The organism is Mesorhizobium metallidurans STM 2683, from assembly GCF_000350085.1.
In the GTDB taxonomy this organism is placed as follows: Bacteria; Pseudomonadota; Alphaproteobacteria; order Rhizobiales; family Rhizobiaceae; genus Mesorhizobium; species Mesorhizobium metallidurans.
This window is the reverse complement of record NZ_CAUM01000077.1, coordinates 1-19,632: the sequence shown is the minus strand read 5'-3', so window position 1 is coordinate 19,632 and position 19,632 is coordinate 1. Positions and strand designations below refer to the sequence as shown.

General features: G+C 57.8%; 18 protein-coding genes and 2 pseudogenes. 3 read left to right on the top strand and 17 right to left on the bottom strand.

The features are described from left to right. Together MESS2_RS13170 and MESS2_RS13165 are read right to left on the bottom strand one after the other, a co-directional pair. Positions 1-588, bottom strand: a 588-nt coding sequence (locus MESS2_RS13170) for an IS5/IS1182 family transposase (RefSeq protein ID WP_040592930.1), incomplete at its 3' end; no start/stop codon positions are given. Positions 589-1,096: 508 nt separating this feature from the next. Further along, positions 1,097-1,927 carry a hypothetical protein gene (locus tag MESS2_RS13165; RefSeq protein WP_040592923.1) on the bottom strand — a complete coding sequence of 277 codons (831 nt, stop codon included), beginning with the start codon at positions 1,925-1,927 and terminating at the stop codon, positions 1,097-1,099. Positions 1,928-2,168: 241 nt separating this feature from the next. Between MESS2_RS13165 and MESS2_RS33360 the strand changes: the two are divergent. Beyond that, positions 2,169-2,867, top strand: a pseudogene (locus tag MESS2_RS33360) (nucleotidyl transferase AbiEii/AbiGii toxin family protein); the annotation flags it as partial. A gap of 158 nt (positions 2,868-3,025) precedes the next feature. Here MESS2_RS33360 and MESS2_RS31010 read toward each other — a convergent pair. The 12 genes and pseudogenes from MESS2_RS31010 to MESS2_RS13100 form a co-directional block, all read right to left on the bottom strand. Continuing rightward, a pseudogene (locus MESS2_RS31010) lies at positions 3,026-3,712 on the bottom strand (IS630 family transposase); the annotation flags it as partial. An 89-nt stretch (positions 3,713-3,801) separates the two neighbouring features. Then, the gene (locus tag MESS2_RS13150) at positions 3,802-4,839 is read right to left on the bottom strand and encodes an EscU/YscU/HrcU family type III secretion system export apparatus switch protein (RefSeq protein WP_008874788.1); all 1,038 of its coding nucleotides are present in this window, start codon (positions 4,837-4,839) and stop codon (positions 3,802-3,804) included. After that, complete coding sequence (gene sctT / locus MESS2_RS13145) at positions 4,836-5,654, bottom strand: type III secretion system export apparatus subunit SctT (RefSeq protein ID WP_008874787.1); 819 nt, start codon at positions 5,652-5,654, stop codon at positions 4,836-4,838. The genes MESS2_RS13150 and sctT overlap by 4 nt, the downstream gene beginning before the upstream one ends. A gap of 8 nt (positions 5,655-5,662) precedes the next feature. Beyond that, on the bottom strand, positions 5,663-5,911 hold the full coding sequence (locus MESS2_RS13140) for an EscS/YscS/HrcS family type III secretion system export apparatus protein (protein ID WP_077376427.1): 249 nt from the start codon (positions 5,909-5,911) through the stop codon (positions 5,663-5,665). A gap of 29 nt (positions 5,912-5,940) precedes the next feature. Continuing rightward, the gene (gene sctR / locus MESS2_RS13135; RefSeq protein WP_008874785.1) at positions 5,941-6,606 is read right to left on the bottom strand and encodes a type III secretion system export apparatus subunit SctR; all 666 of its coding nucleotides are present in this window, start codon (positions 6,604-6,606) and stop codon (positions 5,941-5,943) included. Beyond that, a complete protein-coding gene (sctQ, locus tag MESS2_RS13130) occupies positions 6,599-7,663 on the bottom strand; it encodes a type III secretion system cytoplasmic ring protein SctQ (RefSeq protein ID WP_008874784.1) in 1,065 nt (354 codons plus the stop codon). Before sctQ ends, sctR begins: the two co-directional genes overlap by 8 nt. A gap of 7 nt (positions 7,664-7,670) precedes the next feature. After that, on the bottom strand, positions 7,671-8,225 hold the full coding sequence (locus MESS2_RS13125; protein WP_040592921.1) for a hypothetical protein: 555 nt from the start codon (positions 8,223-8,225) through the stop codon (positions 7,671-7,673). Continuing rightward, positions 8,201-9,559 (bottom strand): type III secretion system ATPase SctN, encoded by a 1,359-nt coding sequence (gene sctN / locus MESS2_RS13120; protein ID WP_008874781.1) that lies wholly within the window; start codon positions 9,557-9,559, stop codon positions 8,201-8,203. Before sctN ends, MESS2_RS13125 begins: the two co-directional genes overlap by 25 nt. Beyond that, positions 9,556-10,179: a type III secretion system stator protein SctL gene (sctL, locus tag MESS2_RS13115; protein WP_008874780.1), complete on the bottom strand. Its 624-nt coding sequence runs from the start codon at positions 10,177-10,179 to the stop codon at positions 9,556-9,558. The genes sctN and sctL overlap by 4 nt, the downstream gene beginning before the upstream one ends. Next, entirely contained in the window at positions 10,176-10,814 is a 639-nt protein-coding gene (locus tag MESS2_RS31005; protein ID WP_008874779.1) for a hypothetical protein, read from the bottom strand. The genes sctL and MESS2_RS31005 overlap by 4 nt, the downstream gene beginning before the upstream one ends. A gap of 1 nt (position 10,815) precedes the next feature. After that, the gene (gene sctJ, locus MESS2_RS13105; protein ID WP_008874778.1) at positions 10,816-11,679 is read right to left on the bottom strand and encodes a type III secretion system inner membrane ring lipoprotein SctJ; all 864 of its coding nucleotides are present in this window, start codon (positions 11,677-11,679) and stop codon (positions 10,816-10,818) included. Positions 11,680-11,688: 9 nt separating this feature from the next. Next, positions 11,689-12,192, bottom strand: coding sequence for a nodulation protein NolB (locus MESS2_RS13100; RefSeq protein WP_008874777.1), 504 nt, complete (start codon positions 12,190-12,192; stop codon positions 11,689-11,691). 185 nt (positions 12,193-12,377) lie between these two features. On the opposite strand from MESS2_RS13100, the gene MESS2_RS13095 reads away from it, so the two are divergent. Beyond that, positions 12,378-13,079 (top strand): Nodulation protein nolW, encoded by a 702-nt coding sequence (locus MESS2_RS13095; protein WP_008874775.1) that lies wholly within the window; start codon positions 12,378-12,380, stop codon positions 13,077-13,079. A 279-nt stretch (positions 13,080-13,358) separates the two neighbouring features. Further along, a complete protein-coding gene (locus MESS2_RS13090; protein ID WP_008874774.1) occupies positions 13,359-15,296 on the top strand; it encodes an HrpF/NolX family T3SS translocon protein in 1,938 nt (645 codons plus the stop codon). 1,348 nt (positions 15,297-16,644) lie between these two features. Here the strand turns inward: MESS2_RS13090 and MESS2_RS13085 are convergent. From MESS2_RS13085 to MESS2_RS31000, 3 genes are read right to left on the bottom strand one after another with little or no spacing between them, the layout of a single operon-like run. Next, on the bottom strand, positions 16,645-17,211 hold the full coding sequence (locus MESS2_RS13085) for a CpaD family pilus assembly lipoprotein (protein WP_008874772.1): 567 nt from the start codon (positions 17,209-17,211) through the stop codon (positions 16,645-16,647). Positions 17,212-17,219: 8 nt separating this feature from the next. Further along, positions 17,220-18,665: a type II and III secretion system protein family protein gene (locus MESS2_RS13080; protein ID WP_040592925.1), complete on the bottom strand. Its 1,446-nt coding sequence runs from the start codon at positions 18,663-18,665 to the stop codon at positions 17,220-17,222. Positions 18,666-18,709: 44 nt separating this feature from the next. Further along, positions 18,710-19,381, bottom strand: coding sequence for a winged helix-turn-helix domain-containing protein (locus tag MESS2_RS31000; RefSeq protein WP_008874770.1), 672 nt, complete (start codon positions 19,379-19,381; stop codon positions 18,710-18,712). Positions 19,382-19,632: the final 251 nt, after the last annotated feature.

Below are 19,632 nucleotides of genomic sequence, written 5' to 3'. Positions count from 1 at the left end.
CGCGAACTTGCCGACCCTCGCATAGGACTGGCGCAGGCGGATGCCATGCTTCCTGGCCAGCTTGACCAGCCGTTCGCGGGCACGATGCATCAGCTTGGCATCGGTCGGGAAGGTGATCGCCTTCTCCTGCACGGTGGTATCGACGATCACCGCGCGGAAGTCCGCTGGCTTGGCCGCCCCCAGCCTGGCCGCCGCGGCAAGACTCTCCTGGAGCAGCGCCATGAGCCGCTCTTCGCCCATACGCAGCCGCCAGCGCGTCAGCGACGTGCGGTCGAAAGGCAAGCGGTGCTGGAAGAACTCCTCGCCGCAGAACAGCTGGTAATAGGGGTTTTCCAGCCAGCGCTCGCACAGCCCTTCATCGGACAGGTTGTGCATCGATTTGAGAATGGCCAATCCCGCCATCAACCGTGTCGGCAAAGGCGGCCGGCCGGGGTCGTCGTCGTAGACCTCGCCGAGCCGCTCTTCCAGGAAGTGCCAGTCGATCGTCTTGGCCAGCTTCACCAGCGCGTGATCCATGTTGAGGATGTGGTCGAGCCGGGATCGCAACAGGTCCGCCTGGCCGCTATCGCGCCGTTCCTTTGGACGCATCCTTCGCTCCTTGCGTTGCTTGTCATCGCCTCGAATCACGCAACGCAGGCACCAATCATTTTGCCGGAAATCGCAGCCTCTAGCCACGAAATTCGGCAATCTGAAACCTGAAATCAGGGGAAATTGTTAAACGGAATCAAAGTATTCCGAGTTCTTCACGGGCGACAAACTCGCCAATGGTATGTTGTCCGGGGAAGACGGATTCGGGAGGGCTGACACCAGCCCGGTTCTGAACGCGAAGAGGCGGTGTCCCGTCCCGAATACGATTCGCTCGCCTGCTGCAGCCGCTATGCGAATTCATGCCGCAGTTCATCCTCCGGGCGAGCTGGCTGGATTGCTGCAGCTCCCCTGGCGCGGCGGCAGGGTGCTGGAACCAGGCATCCGCACCGGAGGGTTTTTTACGGCGACGAATCGAACCGACCGCCGACAATCCGCAAGAGTACTCGGATTCAATATCCTAAGAGACCGAGCGCGCGGCGACGGTTGCAAGGCCCGCGGCGCCGGCTGATCACATGAAGTCATCCTCGTATGAGTATCTGGATGAACTTGGTGAGCTCTCGACATGACTGCTCTCGCTATCCTCAGTTTTGCAAAGATAGCGCGGCGGTTTGTCTGCACGCTGCCATTCACCGGCACTGTTCTTCGTCCACTTTTCGGGATGCTGGGTAGGGTCAAGGACCATGCCGCCATCCTCCACCTCAACAAACCCCATACTCGCTGCGCGGGCTTGTGCTTCTGGATTAGCCGCACGCCAATTCAGCAAAGGCCGTTCGCCGTCGATCCGAAGTTGATGCTCCAGCAGAATATCGCCTGCATTCTCAACGAGTGGATGAGCGACCTGAAGATCCACTACGGACGTGATCTCAGTTCGGCCAGGAAATTGTTTCCGCCAGTTTTCGGAGTCGAACTCAGTCATGCTGAACCCGCCTTGCGTTCTCATCAGTCCAGCACTCTGGTTTCCCAATTGGTAGTTGAAATATCGCGTCTCCTTCGTATCGCAACGCACGCGGTATTCCTTAGCAACCTCCGCAGTGCGTCTTGCCCGCGCGGACACGAATTCCGAATACTCTTGCGGATTGTTGGCAATGTGTTTGATGTTCTTGCCATGAAACTTGATCAGCTCATCTGTGAAAGAAAACTTGTCGATCTCTACCACCGGAGGTCTGGAATGAAGGGAATACGCTTGCGTAGCCGCCGCCGATGAGCCGCCACTGGAATCCGATCCAGCTAAGTCCATGCGGGCAAACATGTCTGCGCACTGTTGGGTTTGTGCATCCATTTGCCCGTTGGCACCACGCGTGTAGTGCCTATCCGACGAGCCACCAATTCGACCATACATAATATCGCACTCCTGTGTTTAGCATTAAGTTGAGGCTGGTTGGCCACAGCCCTAGGTAGTCGGTTTGTTTGACGACTAGCTGACGAGGCGTTCTCCCGATGCGGACGAAAATCCGAACTGCCGTTAGCGTTTGTTGAAATCAGGCTCCGATCTAGCGCAAGTGCATCAATTGTTGTCACCGTCGACGACCGTGGTTTTTCGGTCCCTGATGTGGCTCCGCCAAGAAGCGCCGATCTCGCATTGGTCGAGCGAGGTACGAAAGCGCCGTCCTGACTGGGTGGCCGGAACGGCGCAGCCGACCATTGCCGAGGCTCTGGCAAGAGAGGAACTAGCGGCGGCGGTTCGCATCGAAGGCGAGATGCTGTTCATCGACTATGAGGCGACGACCACGGTTCGGGCTATGTCGCGCCCAGCGTCATGCGCGAATTAGGCCCGCGCTCGACCGGCGAGCCTGCGAGCATGCGCGATGTCGTCTGCGACGCCTCCGGCCCGGTCGAGGAGGTCGTCTTTCCAACGGCCCGACCTCGGTGATGCACGCTGAGCAAACGTTCTGGGAGAAGCTACGTCGATGCACGTCTTCTCCTTGCAGAGCGCCTACGTGGCGAGCGCGTCGCCCGTCACTCGCATGGCTTGGTGCGATTGGAACCAGGTCTTACGGAAACCGCGTTCGCCAATCGGAACCTGGCGGATGCCGTCGCGCGCACAAGGCAGTGTTCTTCGCTGAGAAGGCCGCCGATTGTGAACCGACCGATTATGTGGCTGCAGTCAATTGAAGCTTACGCCTCGTGCCGGCCGGCGAAGCGCTGAAAGCGCTTGGTGGCGACTGTGCGCGCATGGTCGACGATGGCCTGCTCTTCGACGGCGTCGAATGTTTTTTGAGGAGTTGATGGCGCGGTGCACCGACAACGCCGAGCGAGCCATCGCAGCGATCAACCATTAGGAGTGTGCGCATTTCTCAGAGATCGATGTCGAGATGGGCGAGAGCATCCTCATCGTAGGTGAGAAAAGGTCGGCAAGAGCAAGTTCATCCGCGCGGTGCAATCGGTCCGCAACCGACCCTGGACTGTCGGAGCGTGACGGCCAGCTCGGGCTCGAGGCCGACTTGTGGGAGCCGAGATTGTCCATGACGACGATGTCGCCGGGCTCCAGCACGGGTACGAGCTGCTGCTCGACATAGGCGCGGAAGCACTCGCCGTTGATCGGTCCGTCGAAGACGAAAGGGGCCGCCAGCCGGTCGCAGCGCAGCGCGCCGAGGAAGGTCCCAGCGTGCGCCAGTGGTCGTGCGAGCGAAGCCGCGCAGGCGCTTGCCCTTGGGACCCCAGCCGCGCAGGGGGGCCATGTTGGTCTTGATCCAGGTCTCGTCGATGAAGACCAGCCGCTCCGGATCGAGTACGCCAGCGCTGCCGCCGGCGGGCAATGTCGGAGCGGGCCTGCTCAAGGGCGAATAGGGTTTTTTTGAACCGCAGGCCCTCGCGCCTCAGGAACCACACCGTGTCATGCGACACCTTCACCCCGCGCGCCGCCAGTTCCGCCACAGCCCATGCAGCGACAGATGCGGCGTCTGGTTGAGCCGCTCCACCATGAACGCCCGATGCGGTTCCAGAACACGCTTGCGACGGCCACCCATCTTGCCGGGTGCCACAGATCTGCTCGAATGGTAGCGCTGCGCCCACTTCACCGCCGATGAAACGGCAATGCCGAACCGGGCCGCCACCGACCGGCAGCTGTCGCCGGCCTCGATCGCCCTTACACACGCTCACGAATCATTCGAAGAGGTCGCGTCATCGGATGCTGGCCTTCACTCCAGCCAGCATCTTGAATCACAAAAGTCACCGCATGGGAATCCGCATCGATGCAGTCAAAACTGAACGGCTCTAGGCCAATCCTGCGGCGAAGAGTGCTCTCGCCACGGGCTCGAAATATTGCATGGGAACGGGGCTGCCCAGTTGCGTTTTGCTGATGAGCTGATGCGCTAGGACATCGTCGTCGACAATTTCAAGACGTAGCGCCCGCGCCTCGCTAAGCAGGTGTGAAGCCCGCTCGCCTTCGGCGCGGCAAACCAGGACGGGCACCCCGGTTTCACCGCGTACGTAACGCAGACCGATCAGTATCGCCGTTCCTTTGAAGATCAGCGTGGCGTGATGCACACCAAGGGGAGGTTCGTCAGCTGACTCGTCGCGAATGCGACGTCGTTCACTCTTCAACTCTGGCGCCCCTTGCTGATCCTTCAGCTCGCGCGTGACTTCAGTCTTGGTCATCCGCATTTCGCGCAGAAACAACGCACGCTGCAACAGGAGATCGATCAGGCCGGCGACCAGAAGTGCGCCGACGCCAATTCCGATCAGCAGTTTTGCCCCTGTAACGACAAGGCCCACACAGCCCATGCCGCAGACCGGCAAATAGACCATCGTCTTCCACATGCCGAGAAGGCAAAAGGAAAAGGTTGCGCCGAGAACGAATACCTTAAACAGCGTCTTGCCGAGTTCGACCATCGAACGCGCAGACGCCAAGCGCTTCAGCCCTTGAAAAGGATCAATTTTCTCGAAGTTGGGCGTCATTGGCTCAAGAGAGAAAACAAATCCACCATTGGCTAATAAGCTTGCCAAAAGCACCGCCGCGACAAGCGTTCCAAGCAGCGGGCCAACAGTTGCCAAGGTGAGTTCGCCAAGCACAGCCAGCGCCTGCCGGACCGCGAAGTCGAATGGCAGGTTCTGCAGCTTGTCGACAGATAGTAGCGCTTCGCGGCATTTGTCTTCGATCACGCTGCCTCTTAGCCATAGGTACCCGAGACCAGCGCAAGTGCCGACCGCGCGAACGAAATCGGAGCTACGTGGCAGCTGCCCTTTTTTGCGTGCATCGTCTAGCTTCTTGGGGGTGGCGGCGTGTGTCTTCTCTTCACTCGAGTCGCTCATTCTAGCAATCTATCGAACCACTCGAGCGCGCCATTCGCTTGTGTGATCTCCAGTTTCATACCCTCGACCAGATAGCCAGCGTAGGTGACCATGATAATCGGAAAGACAAGATTCTTGATCGTCGGGGACAGTTGGGTCAATTTGAATTGCGGCGCAAAGCGACGCAGTAGCATCATGGATACATCAATCAGCGTCATAAAGAACACGACGGGCCCTGACACCAATAAAGCCGTGCGCATAATGTGGTCGAGGAGCCCTAATACCTCCATTGCTCCTTGCGTGCTCAATGTAGGGTGGAACCTATACACGGGCCAGATCAAATAGCTGCCATAAAGGGCGCTGACCACAGTTTCCAGCCCCCCTGATGCGACGAAGATGGCAATCGCAGTGATCCCGAGAAAGACTCCCATGGCGGAAGCCTGACTGTTCGTCGCGGCGTCGGTCGGGGCGGACGGGTTGGTGACGCCGCGTTGGTTGTCGATAAACTCACCGGCCGCCTGAAGTCCCCATAAGGGAATGCCAAGGAAGGTGCCAAGAAGTGCGCCGACAAAAACTTCCTTCAATCCGAGCAAAGTTACCTGGATCAGACGTGTTTCAGGATCCAGCGCCTGCAACCCGTCGCTGACGTGTGCCAGGCATGGTAATCCGAAGGCAACAGCCAGGCAGCCGCGGATCAGCCCATCGGTCTGAGAACGTGTAAATACAGGTAGGATCATCATAATGCCTATCGCGCGCGCTGCGCCAAGACCGGCTGCTACGACGAGTTCGATAGCCGTATGGATCAGGATTTGAATCTCGGCCGGTGACGCATACATGGCGGAGACTAGTAGCTAAGTGTCATGGCGGGAAACTCGGTAAAGATCTGGTTGGCTAGCTCTATCAGCGGTGCGCTCAGCACAGGCGCAAACAAGCCAATAACCGCGACAACAACCAGAAGCTTCACGGTGAGTGGCAAACTTTCATCCTGGATCTGCGTTGCCGCCTGGATGATGCCAATGACCAAGCCAACGATCACCGATGCAATGAGCGGGGGCAGAATCCAGATCATGAACACCACCAACGATTGGGTCATAAGAGTGACAATACTGGATTCAGCGATGATCAACCTCCCGGTATCGTGTAACTCAACACAAGTCCGTGCATCAATTTCGACCAGCCATCAATAGCGACGAACACGAAGAGTTTGAAAGGAACAGATATAAGCGTTGGGGATACCATAGACATACCCATCGCCATCAAAATTGTCGTCACAATAAGATCGATAGCGATAAAAGGAAGATAAAGAAGAAATCCGATCTCAAACGCGCGCTTTAGCTCTGAAATTAGAAAAGATGGGACCAGAATGGACAAATCATCAGCTGTGGCTTTGGCACGCATTTCCTCTGGCCAGACTTTTTCGGTCGACGAGAGGAAAAACTGTCGCTGCTCTTCATTTGTGAACTTCTTAAGATGATCACGCAGGGGTTCGGTCCCGGATTTGGCGGCGCTTACCCAGTCGTCGAACGTCTGATAATGTAGCTTCGGATCGGTCATCCGATCATAGGTCTGTTCAACAACGGGCGCGCTAACGAACATGGTGAGGATCAATGCCACGGCGTACAGCACTATGTTAGGTGGTATCGTCTGAGTCCCGAGCGCATTGCGGACGAGGAAAAGAACAACCGATACCTTTACAAAGGCCGTGGTCGTGACGACTACTAAAACCAGCAGACCCAGTCCGGCGGTAACTGCGAGAAGCGCCAGGATTGGCGGCTGGAGCTCAGTCATTGCATCCCAACCCGCCACGGAGCCTGATGCCCAGCGTATCTCCAATGCGCACGATGTCGCCACGCCCGATACACTGACCATTGGCAAGTATATCGACCGGACCCTCAATCGGCCGTCCAAGTTCGAAAATATGCCCTTCGCCGGCACTTCTTAATTCCCCTAGAGGAATAGGCCAGCGACCGCATTCAAAGACAAGCATGATCTCGACATCATCGAGATCCTCCGTCGGCCCTAGTTGCGATCCAAGTTGTGTCATATGCGCATTCTCCAAAGGATAGGAACGCGGGCGGAAAGGCCCGTGCAGGACTAGCTGGTCGCCCTCAAGATCAGCACCGGCCCACAACTGGCCAAAAGATAGGGCGATCTCGCCGCGGCCGAACGGCGCCATGTCCGGCAACAGAGCATCACCGGCACATGCTTTTCGAAGAATCGCCGCAGGAACGCGCAGTGTGCCGATCTCTCCTGCAACCACGATCGGGAGGTCTGAAAGTAATCCGCGCGGCTGTCGCTGTAACTGGCCAAACAGTTCGCCCAGAGCGCGAAACGCAGACGGCACCAAGCCATCAAGAGGCGAGAACAGGAACAGACGACCCTTGCCACTGACCGGGCCGAAGTCGATATCCAGTTCGAGATAAGGAGCCAGTGTCGCGGCTTCAAACACGCGCACGAGTTGCACGTTCAGCTGTGTCCTATACTCCAGTCGAGCAATAAGTGGCTCAAGTGCAAGTTCAACAATGAGTGAAGCCGTTGGCTCGGAAGGGAAAGTCAGCCCATTCTGCACTGTTGCGATGAGCCCCTCTACAAGCGACCGCGATATCGACAGCACGACCGCATCAGCTCCGACCCTACAAATGCAGTCGAGCATTGGAATGGCGGCAAAATTCTCTTGCCAGACAAGCCCTGCCATACGGACCGACAGCGGCACGTCGTTGATCCGGGTCTGAAACGGCCTGCGGGAAGCCGCAGTGTCATTGAGCCACGAGGCGACCTCGTGGGACAGTGTCAGCGCTGGCTCCAATAGAGGGGGTTTCACCAAAGCGGCTGCCAAAAACTGCACCGTTCTATCATTCGGAGGACCTGCGGGTTATCGAATCCGTTTTCGCGACCTGGGAAAGCGGACCCCTCCCAAATCGAACCAATATCTCATCGTCGGCCTCGATCTCGCCTGCGGCCTCCGAATGGATCTCAACGGCGCGCCGGACGTCGTCCTCTATTTGGCGCCATTTGTGCGTTGCCGCCGAACATACGACCCATAGGTCCCTCGTCACGGACGCCGCTAACTCGGCCTTTTCTTCGGCGGCGCGCGCATTAACAAGCATCTGCCGCCTGCGAGTGATCTCAGCCGCAAGGCACTCAATATGGAGGTGGTGCCGGTCGAGGGTGGCGCTAGACAAGTCATCGAGCGTCATCAGCTCCTGATAGAGCGCTGCTTCGGCTGTTGAGCAATGTTGTTGTGCCATTGCAAGCTCCCGGGAGGCATTCTGTGCTGCTAAGGTGGCCATATGGCGCTGGGCTTCCTTTTTGGACAGCTCACTAAGGGCACGACGCTCTTGCATTTCCTTCAGGAGCCGTAATCTCGAAGACTGAATGTGATTCACGCGGTCAGACGCGACATCCATGCTACCGTTTCCTCAAACCCTGACGCTTCGTCTTCGCTCTGGCGCAAAAACTCCCTCAGTTCGTCGATTGACGCGACAGCCCGGTCCGTCAGGGGATCGCCGCCTTCCTTGTATTCGCCGACGTTGATCAAGAACTCGGCCTCGGCATACCGCGAGAGGAGTTCACGAAAGAAGGATGCTGAGTTGCGATGTGTCCCCGAAACGACCGCATCCATTACGCGGCTGCGACTCTGCAGTACATCGATAGCAGGGAAATGCGATCGCGCCGCAATAGCGCGCGAGAGGACGACATGGCCATCGAGAATGCCGCGCGTTTCTTCGGCGATTGGATCACCTGTGCCATCGCCTTCTACAAGCACGGTATAGAAAGCGGTGATTGAGCCACGCTCACTCATGCCAGCGCGCTCTAGCAGGCCTGGCAGCATGCCAAAAACAGAAGGAGGAAAGCCCCGTCGCGTCGGCGGCTCACCCGCAGCAAGGCCTATCTCACGCATGGCGCGGCAGAAGCGTGTCAGCGAATCCAGCATGAGAGCAACGCGTAGCCCTTGTTCGCGAAAATATTCCGCGAGCGCTGTCGCCATCGGAGCACATTGTGCCCGCTCAACAGCCGAGCGGTCGGATGTTTCAACAACAACGACCGCACGGCGAAGGCCCTCCTCCCCGAGATGCCTCTCGATGAATTCACGAACTTCACGTCCTCGTTCGCCTATCAGCGCGACTATGACAACGTCAGCGGCGGCACCTTTTACGATCTGTGACAATAACGTCGACTTGCCACAACCTGGCTCGCCGTAAATACCGATTCGCTGGCCCTCGCCGCACGTCAGGAGACCATCCAGGGCACGGACCCCGAGCGGCAAGGGCCGCTCAATCATGCGCCTTGTCATTGGATTCGGAGCTCTGCCGTGCAGCGGCCGAGTCTCGGCGGTTTTGATTTGGCCTTTGCCATCCAGTGGACGGCAACGACTGTCAATCACGCGGCCAAGTAAATCGTTGCCGACGGGTACTTCACGCATTCGTCCAGTGGCGACGACTTCCGCGCGGCTGGAGAGGCCGACCAGGTCGCCGATCGGCGTCAGCAGTACGCCATCATCCAACAGGCCGATCACCTCGGCTTCGAGCGACAGTCCGGTCCGCGGGTCCTGTAGGAGGCAAAGTTCTCCAATACGAGTGTCTGGCAAGACGGCATGGACCAGTGTGCCAACAGCCCGCGTGATCCTGCCGCGCACGACGCGCGTGTCGATCCGCTTTACCGCAGCTCTCAAAGACGAGATCGCCGGATCGGCAGGGCAGATCGCAGCGTCGTGATTATGTTCTGTTACCTGCGTGCTCACAGTTCGCCTTTTTCAGAGAGCGTCCCGAAGCCGAGACGCAACGCGCGCATCTGCGCATCAAGGCCCAGATCGACATTGCCGTACTCGCTCCACAGCACGCACCGTTGCGGCGACAACGTAGGATCCGGTTTGATCCGAACCCTTGGACGACCATCCTGTCCGTCGCATGCGGCAAACTCTCGCGTAAGCATGTCCACTTGCGTCGGACACACATGGAGGCAAACTTCTGCGCCGCTGTATTGGCGCTCAATGGCGTGACGAACAGCCATGACCAACAGTTCGCCCGGATCGAATGCTCCCACAAGATCGCTTAGTATTTCCATCACGAGCTGCGGTAATTGCTGCTCTAGAACCGCCTTTCGTCGTGCGACTTCGGCGACCGCCTGCGAAATCAGCGCTGCCATTTCCTCGGCGCCAGCATCCAAGCCCTCGGCATGGCCGCGCGCCAACTCACGCTGATACGCCGCGCGTGCCCAACTGCGTACGCGCTGCTGATGCCGTTCTGCGGCGGCACACGCTTCTGCGGCATTATCCCAGATCTCGAGCTCGCTCGCCGGTATCAGCGGCCCCAATGGGCGCATCTGCGGCGCTGCCGGCGCGACGGAAATATCCGCTGTCATATCAGCGGGTTCTCCGCCTCAAAATGGCCTACTACAAGCGAAAACAACTGGCCTGCGGCGTCCCCGTGCTTAGGCTCTGGATTGTCGGCGGCGGTCCCTACGGGCAAGCGTAGAAGCACGCGGTTGCGCTCCATCACTGGACTGTGATGGAGCCAGGCACCAAGACAGGCGTGTCCATCGTGTTCGATTTGGTGCGCGAGTTTTTCCGGATCAGCGATCAATCTGTCCGCAATGGCATGCGCCAGATGTCGGATTCCAAACGCATGGGCATCAGCGCCGATACGTTCAATAAGCACTGTGAGGTCAGGCTGAGAGACAAGCTTAAGCAGCGAACGGGCATGCCATACACTACCTGCAAGGAGGGCAGCCCGATGCGGATCATTACCGCGCAGAAGGTCCGGCCCCCAGTCAACGTCATTCGACTCGGAATCATTGTCGAGCAACAATTCCGTTAGTCTTCGCCGCAGTCTGGGACACTTCTGCAACTGAGCCAACGTAGCAGCCGATAACGCCGGATCAAGACGCGCGCCAAGACGAGTCGGATGGACCGAAGCAGCAAGTTCGCTCCGGTCCAAGGCATGCAATTGGAACGAGCCGTCGAGTTGGGCGATTTTTACCGGCACTGGCATCGACATGTCATTTAGGCGCGATCGCCGGGGTCTTTTTGCGAATGGCCTCGAGGGCGGAAATACCCGACCGTCGCTCGACCTTGGAAAGTTCGCCCGATGATTGCCTGTGCCGGCGGCTAAGGGCGCCGGCTAAGACGTAGCACGCCACTGCGAATACAGCTGCGGCAATACCGATCACGGTCGCCAGAAGGGGCGCTGGAGCGAGCCTGGATGGCTGGGCCAAAACAGTCGCCGGCACGGACCGTTGCTCAGGCGCGGAACGCTCCACCGGCACCAAAACCACTTCGACCTTATCGTAGGACAATCCTTCTATGCTGTCGGCCACGAGCATCTTTATCTTCGGCAGCAAAACAGAGAGTTCAGCTTTGGCGTCGTGTCTGATAAAAACCGAGGCCGAGGACGGCGTGGCGCCTGCTCGCAAAAGGTCATTATGCGGCAGAACCACATGGACACGTACAGACAAAACCCCATCGATATCGCTGATCGTACGGGACAACTCTTCGCTGAGCGCATAGACGTAACGGGCACGTTCCTCGGTTGGCGAGGCAATCAGGCCTGATCCTTGGAAAATCTCGCCGAGGTTCTTGAAGGACTGGCGCGGCAATCCCTTGCCATTCAGGAGGTTGATTGAGTAAGCGAGCAGCTTTTCGTCAACCTGGATCGTGCTGGTCCCATCCTTGCCGGCGACCCGGACCGCAGCAACCCCGTTGTCCATCAGAAGGGCGAGCATTTCATTCGCCTCGCGCTCCTGCAGTTGCGTGTAGAGATCGACCTTGCAACCGCTGAGGGCCACGAGAAGTGGCAGTACGACAAGGCGAAGTGATCTCCGGCAAGACGTGCTACGCATGATTTTCTCGGCTAAGCCAATCATACGCGCGGTTCAGCCTTCCTTTAGAAGTTTATTCACGGATGAGGTGATGCCGCTGACACCTTTGGAAAGAAGACCAACCTGGGTGACGCCATTGTACATATCCCGCAGACCAGCAATCATCGTTTCGAAATCATGCCCTCCTTGCGGAACGCCGGACATTCCGGTTCTCGCATCACCTTCGGCAGGAAGCTTCTGCGGTCCATGTAGAGCGCCCTTCAAAAGGCCTACCTGCTGGTCGAGCGCAGCCGAATTAACAGCACGGTCTGGGTAGATCGCAGAAATCGTCTGCACCACGCGGTCGCCCAAGGGACTCATCTGCGTAGCCGCGCGTTGAACACCCATCGCCGGAGCAACCGGCACCGTGGGTGATGCCAAGGCGGCATCGTTTTTCAGCGAGTCGGCCGCGTGCGCCAACGCGCGCTCAAACTGGGCCTGGTCGCTGAACGAGGGTGACCCGGTCTTGGGGAGACAGTCCGCTAAACTGGCAGTGATCGACGTGATAGGCATCATCATGCAAAGACTCGATAGCTTCCTCTTGACCGAGCGAACCCGGCCCCTTCATCATTCGTTATCGGGTCAACGTCTAGGCGGCCGAGCTGACGACAAGCTGACTAACCGAGGTTTGTTAGTCATCTAAAAGTCATGCTGGGCGACTTAGTCACTTGTGCAGATTTCAGACTCTGGTTTATCAGTGCGAAATGTTGAGAGCGCTCATCCGATCCGTCGCCCCACACGTTTTGAGACTTCTGTGTGCCGGTTTTTTTCTCTACGCCGGAACCAACGGAACTCTCGGCGTTCCCTTATCCCTCTCCAAGACGCCGTACAGATATACGGTTCTCGATCAGGATCTCTCTGCCGCGCTGCAGCAATTCGGCAACAACCTTAATATCCGAGTCAACATTAGCGCCGAGGTGAAGGGGCGGATCCGCGGGAGTATGCCGGATTTGCCACCGCGCGAGTTCCTCGACCGTTTGGCCAATTTGTACGGTCTCCAATGGTATTATGATGGGCTTGTTCTCTACGTGTCAGCCGCAAAAGAATCACAAACCCGCATGCTTGTGTTGACTTCGATCCGCTTCGATACGTTTAAGGGTGCCCTAGACAAGCTTGAGATCACCGATGACCGCTACGTGGTGAGACCCGCGCCGGGAGATGGCCTCGTTTTGGTTTCCGGTCCACCGCGCTTCACCGCGCTCGTGGAGCAGACTTTCAACGGTCTTGTCGCGGAGGCACAGGCGCAGCCGCGCGTCCATGAAACGCCGCCAAGCGAATCGGTCCTGACATTGTTTCGGGGCTCCTCCACCATGGTCGTCCGCAACGGATTACCTGAAGCCGCTTATTCGTCCGACGTGCCGCAGCAGGATGGCGTTGGCGGGAAGCCAGAGCCACGCCAAAAATGATATCTGCGGTCGCAGCTTCGGGACAAAACAACACCGCGGCCACCCCAAATTGTGAATTCCTCTGAATTCGTCAGTTTGCCGAAAGCTAAACCGCTCATGGTGGCAACCGCCAGCTTCAGCGATATCTCCGGTCATTGTGCTGGGATTGCACATAGAGCTGGCGCAGAACAAGGCAATTTGAACAACAGCAGGGGTATTGGTCCCGCCGAGCTCTGACTGTCAAAGCTCGTTTGGCGTCGCCCTTGTGGGGGATTGCAATTTCATGTCTGAGGAGTCACAATGTCCATCAATGATACAAGCAACGTTTTCAATAGTCAGAATATCCTACAGTACAGCAGCCTGAATCTGATATCTGCGTTGGAAAAGACGAAGCAAAACGCATCGTCATTCGATGCGATGCTGTCACTTCACCTGCACCAAGACGGCACCAGTCCCTTCCCACTCCGGGACCAGCTGCCACGAGATCTCGAATCGTCGATGAAGGAATTGTGCCGGAACACATCGGAGTCGCTGTTGCCCGATGTCGAATCCTCGTTGGAAGAATTGCGCAAGAACCCATTGGATCTGCTGCCGCCAAGCATGAGGGCAGCCATCGAATCAATGGATCAAGGCCCGCAGCCTGCGGTCGCCCCCCCTCCCATTGCGCACGAATCAGTGGATCAAGGCCCGCAGCCTGCGGTCGCCCCCCCTCCCATTGCGGAAGCGCCCATAAAAAGCGAGAGAATCACGTGGAACGGCGGCTCACTGTCCCAAGCCGAGTTGCAGATCGTGGCAGTGCTGAACCGTCACAAGGACCTATGCCCGCTTAGTTGGCAATCGTTGACGGATAAAGCCAATGATCCCTCTACGCCACCGGATCTGAAAGCGGCGATTGAGGGATTGCAGCAGGATCCAGAGCTTTTTTATGCGATCGGCTCGCAGGGCGATGGCCGCTGTGGCGGTAAGATCACGGCCAAGGATTTGTCCGAGTTCTCTAGCCATCACTCACAAGTTGCCGCATATCAGGGCCAGCAGGCGCAAAGCTACGCGCAGAACTACATCCCATCCGACAGTACTGGAAATGCGCAGCCGTCGGTTATGACCTTGAACGATGCGACGCGCGAGCTTTACCGGTACTCCGAAAACCTGCCCAAGAACCTGAGTCTGGCTGATTTCAAGCAGATCGTCGACGGCGACGCGAAAACTGGCAAATGTCCGCCACAGGTCATTGCGGCGGCTCAGTACTTCGTCAGTCACCCGAATGAATGGAAGCAGTTGTACGGTGGCTCGATAGACAAAGTCCATAAAGAGGATTTTCTCCAAGTCGCTTCATCTTCGATGAGCCTCACGCAAACCGAGCTGAATACCCTTAAGACGATCAACAGCAACCAGCAAAAATTCTTTGGGAACGGTGACCTGACTCGCGACAAGCTCGCAAGCATGGCGCAAGACAAGAGCCTAGATCCGAAAGTAAATGAGGCGGCCTCGCAGCTGCTATCGGATCCTCTGCTCTTCAGTCTTCTAAACAATTCGATTACCGGCTATAAGACCCACAATTCCTTCTTCGATTTCGGCGGCGGACACACGGTCGATTCCGGTAACATCAGCAACAAAGATTTTGGCCAGTTCTACAGCAGCATGTCGTCTGCGAACCGAACCGTTCAGCAGCCAAAGACCCATGCGCCCGAAACTGCTGCGGAACAGGACGCCGTCTCGGACATGATGACGGGCCGGGCGGACCAGCCTGATACCAAATCGGCCAAAAAGAACGGCGGGGCTTTCATCCACACAGTCGGCGACGTGCTCAAGGTGTACTCGACAGTGGCTGATTGGGCTGCGACGGCGGTGGGTCTGTTGAGCTTCATTCCGGTCGTGGGCCAAGTGGCCGATGCCGTGTCGATGACGCTCGCGTTCGAGGCGCAAGCGGCAAATCTTGTCCGCACAGCGATTACCGGAGGCAATATGAAGCAGGCGCTGATAGACGCTGGCATCAATATCGGAGCGCAGGCGCTCAGCCTTATCGCAGGCCCCGAGGTCAAGCTTGCAATACGCAACGGGCTGGTGAAGAAGGCGCTCGAAGAGGCCGCCACGGCCGGGATCGATCTGCCGATTTCCATGGCGCAAAGCTATGCAGAAGACTATTTGTCCAACCTGCAAGCACGCCTTCCGGCCGACCCTATGCAAGCGGCCGGCCTCCCCAGCCCGATGGGCTTGCCAATATTCCAGAACGTGGCCTGACGACAAATGTGCGACTTCCTTCGCCACGCTTCACTGGCCTATCAATCACCTTGTGGGGAACCTTTGCCTTTCCGCAAGGCGATTTGGCAGGCGTGCCTTAAGGGTCGTGGTTAGGTCGCAGCAGGCCCGGGCTTAGTCCACTCATCCTTCGGCCTTGAGTTCGTTTTCACACTTAGCCTGAGAGAAGAAGGTGAGATCGGCTAGAAAAGAACCCGGAAAAGAGCGGTCATGCTGACCAGTTGGCGCAGTGCCCGTCCGCAACTGCTTCTCCGATGGCCGTGGGGGCCACCGGCCCGCAACATGGGCCGGTGGAGCGCGGCGACACAGCCGCGCCAGCTTTGGTGTGCCGAGCATGATCGACAGCTTGGAGGTGTAAGTCCATTACCCAGCCTGATGGCGGCGAAGGGTTAGCGAAGCGCAAGGGCGTCGCCGCGAGGCGGGGTCTGAAGGAAGCGTGGAGCAAACCCGCGACCCGATGGACAAGAACCGGATATGAGGCCTACCCGGCCGGACGAGCGGGCCAATGACCGCGAAGTCCATGGTCACCAAGGACCGGGGTGGTAAATTCGGCGGGTGTGCGGGGAAGGCGGTCGATCTTACCTCGGGAGATCTGCGCCGTGTCCGGAATTCCGGACTAGGCCCGCCGTGAGGCGCGCTGATCGCGGCGCAGAAGTCAGCAGAGGGCATAGTAGCAGCCGGGTTTGCCTGCGGCGAAGGCCTGAACGGTGGAAGTGGAAAGTAGTACCGCGCGTCTCGATACGGCCATGCGGCAGAAACCGGTTCTCCGGCCTGCCCGCCAGACCTGACGGCGAAGCCCGACGGAACGGCAAACGCAGGGACCGAAGCCAGCTCGGCGACGCACGTCGTGAAATCCCGGCGCTCGATACCTCACAGGAGGCTTTGGTCGCTCAATTCATCGAACCGCCGAATACGGACCCGTATGTAGGTGGTGTGGGAGGGGAGGAGCCGCGAGGCTCCCCCTATCCCGATTTGACACGACCGGCCAAGATCATGCCCGCTTGGCCACTTGAGCCACGCCGCCGTCGCGTACGCGCGCCTTTAACCCGCAAATGAAGAACGCCGCTCAGCGCTCTTTGGCTCTAAAGAGGGTGGTTGGAGCGGGATGCCTCTCGAGCGATCACAAATCAGCATGGCAGTCACCCCGCCTCCAGGTAACGTCATGAGCGCAGCGCCACCGGGCGCCCTGGAGAGGTGAGGGGCACCCTATCTCGTTCAGGTCACGATCGTGTATTGTGACGGCCGCGCTCACCACCAGATCAAAGCAACGGCAATCTTACAGACTGGAGCCGGCGCCGTACTCTACTGAGCTAAGACCATACGACCCATGTCATTGACCTTTGCCCGCCCCGAACGTCCTGTATGTGGCAACTGGTATGGCCGCACGCTCGCCATCGCTCGGTTTGACAGCCTTGTTGTCGATCAAATCGCGCGGATCGTTGACCATTGCAGCTAAGTTACGTCGTGTCGAACAGCCAAGCGGCTCTTCGAAGGATTTGTCACTGAGTAAAGGACCGGAATACGACGGACAGGCAGGTGGGCGGGCATGATACACAGTTGCTTCTACTTGGACTGCGCCGCCATCGTGTTGGTCGAGCAAATGGATGTTGTCAGTGTCGATACCCATCTGCCTGGCCTGATGCACCACCTCTGCGCTGAGCCGGGACGAGCCCCAGATAAGGAGGTGAAGAGCATCGCGGCGGCCGCTACTGGTCCTGTCAAGGAAAACACGCAAACGCTGCCGTTCGGAAGCGCGAAGGCTCTTTAATATCAGGACGGTGGTCTCCGGCCGGATCAGGATTGGCGCAGGGGGCTCGACATAGATCGGCGCCGTGCTTGTGCAGCCACTTGCGCTGGCCGTCAGGGCGACCAGGAGAACTTTGATCCGCAAAGTCATTCGATCACCTATTCGATTATGAAGCCGCGACCGCGCTTGGCCCCTGGCGCGCCGGTGCGGGCAGCAGCGCGGCCTCGCGGCGGATTTGCCGGAGAATCGTCTAAAGCCGGCGCCATCCGGTCCGTGGGTGCGCTCATCTGGTTGGGGCTGGAGCCTGGTTTTACGATGTAAGGCGTAACCAGAATAATCAGTTCTGATTCCTCCTTTTGAAACGAGGAGGAACGAAACAGAGCGCCAAGGATCGGCATTTCGCCGAGCCAGGGAAACGCACTGACGTTATTGTTCACGTTGCGCCTGATCAGACCGCCAATTGCAAAGCTCTGCCCACTGGCGAGTTCGACGACTGTGTCGGCTCGGCGCGTGGAAACTGCCGGCACGGAAATACCATTGATTTGAACGGCACCTTGGGACGACAGTTCACTGACTTCCGGCTTTACGTGAATGTTGATTCGGTTGTTGTTGAGAACGGTCGGCACGAATTCCAGGCTGACGCCGAAGTGACGGAATTCAACCGACACTTGCTTGTTTTCCTGCAGGACAGGAATGGGAAATTCGCCGCCGGCCAGAAAACTGGCAGTTTCACCGGACATCGCGGTGAGATTCGGCTCAGCCAAAACGGAAGCTATGTGCTCCTTGGCGAGCGCGTCGAGAACCGCACCGATGTTGACGACACCGTTGTCGAATCCGATTCCTGCTGTACCGCCACCCAGCGCTGCACCGGAGCCAGCGCCGCTGCCGCTTAACACGCCCACTCTGAAATTGTCGATTTGACCAAAGGCGGACAGGTTAACGCAAAGTGCCTTCATGGCGCTACGGGAGACCTCCGCTACCCGCACACTAAGATTAACTTGTAAGGACCCGGCGACCTTGATGTTATTGACGACTTGCGCACCGTCACCGAGATACTGCTCAGTGACCCTTTTCGCGGTGTCGGCGACCTCCGCATTGGGAGCTGTACCGCTAAGGATTGCGCCGCGCGGCGTATAGCTTACGTGGATTGAAGAGTCGCCGACCTGGTCACTCAACATGGCGCGCAATTCCTCGATCGGTTGCGTGACGACAATACGCAACGCGACGAGAGCCTCGCCCTTTTCGTCCAAGGCGAACAGGCTGGTCCGCCCGGATTTCTTCCCAAAGACGAAGATGGTTGTGTTCGAGGCTGCCTGATAATCCGCGATCGTCGGGTCAGCAACAAAGATGGTCGTGGCTGGCGCGGGCAAATGAACTGTCTTGCCGAGCGAAGAGGAAAGGTTCAGCGTGCCATCGAGGCTATTGGAAGCGGCAGGCGGCGTGCCTTTATCCTCGATGTTTTGGGCCGGCGCAGAAACTGGATATGACAGAATGACCGCGTAGAGGAGGCGGCTCAAGTAAGGAGAGACAGTAGTAGGTCTCGGGCCGACGATGAGCGGGGGCCGCCGATCGGTGTGAGGATGATCAGTTGGAATGATTTTCAAGGTGATCTTTTCTTTCAAATTCGGCCAACTATACGGCTGTCGCGCTAGTCACATTCGAGAATGTAACCAATGCCGCGCACGGTTTTTATCCGTGGTGTTGCGCCTGACCTGCTTAGGTATCCACGTAAGCGATAGATTCCGACTTCAAGAGCGTTGGCAGATACTTCATCGTTGAATGAATATAGGTGATCTTCCAACTGTGAACGCGGCACGATGCGGCCAGCACGGTTGAGCAGATGCTCTAGAATACACAGTTCACGGCGTGCGACCGTCAGCGGATGACCAGCAACGGAAACCTGTCGGCCGATTGGATCGAAGTGGAGATTGCCAAATACAATGATGGGGTCGGTCATCTGCACCGACCGCCGCAGAACGGCTCTCATTCTGGCAATGAGCTCATTGGTACACACGGGCTTGAGCAGAAAATCGTCCGCGCCACCGTTGAAAATCGCAATTCGCTTCTCAAGATCGTCGACGTCACTCAGAACGAGAGCAGGAACTGAATGTCCCTCACTCCTTAGCTGCTTCAGCCAATCCAAGCCATTGCCATCCGGCAGAGCCAGCTCCAGCAGGAGAACTTCATAGCTGGCGCAAGAAAATGCACTCGATGCCTGTTCCAGTGTGCGAACGATATCAACAGCGAAACCGCTATCCCCGAGAGCAACTCCCACGGCTCGCGTAAGATCCGCATGGTGGTCAACGAATAGCGTTCGCATTTCATCTCCTATCAATGGTAGGACAGGTCACCGAGACTATTGAGACGGCGACAGCAGAAATCGCGCAACTCATCGCAGGGTTCGTAATCCTCTTTGGGACGGCTAATCGGCAGGGTCATGCGAATTGCACGCCTGCAGTAGGCGGTAGGCGGGGTAGAACCTGTGAAGACGTGTTGATGGGCTGATACTTCGTTTGGCAGCCAAAGATGCCACCCACTCTGACTTCAATTCGTCTGCGCATCGATCCTGCC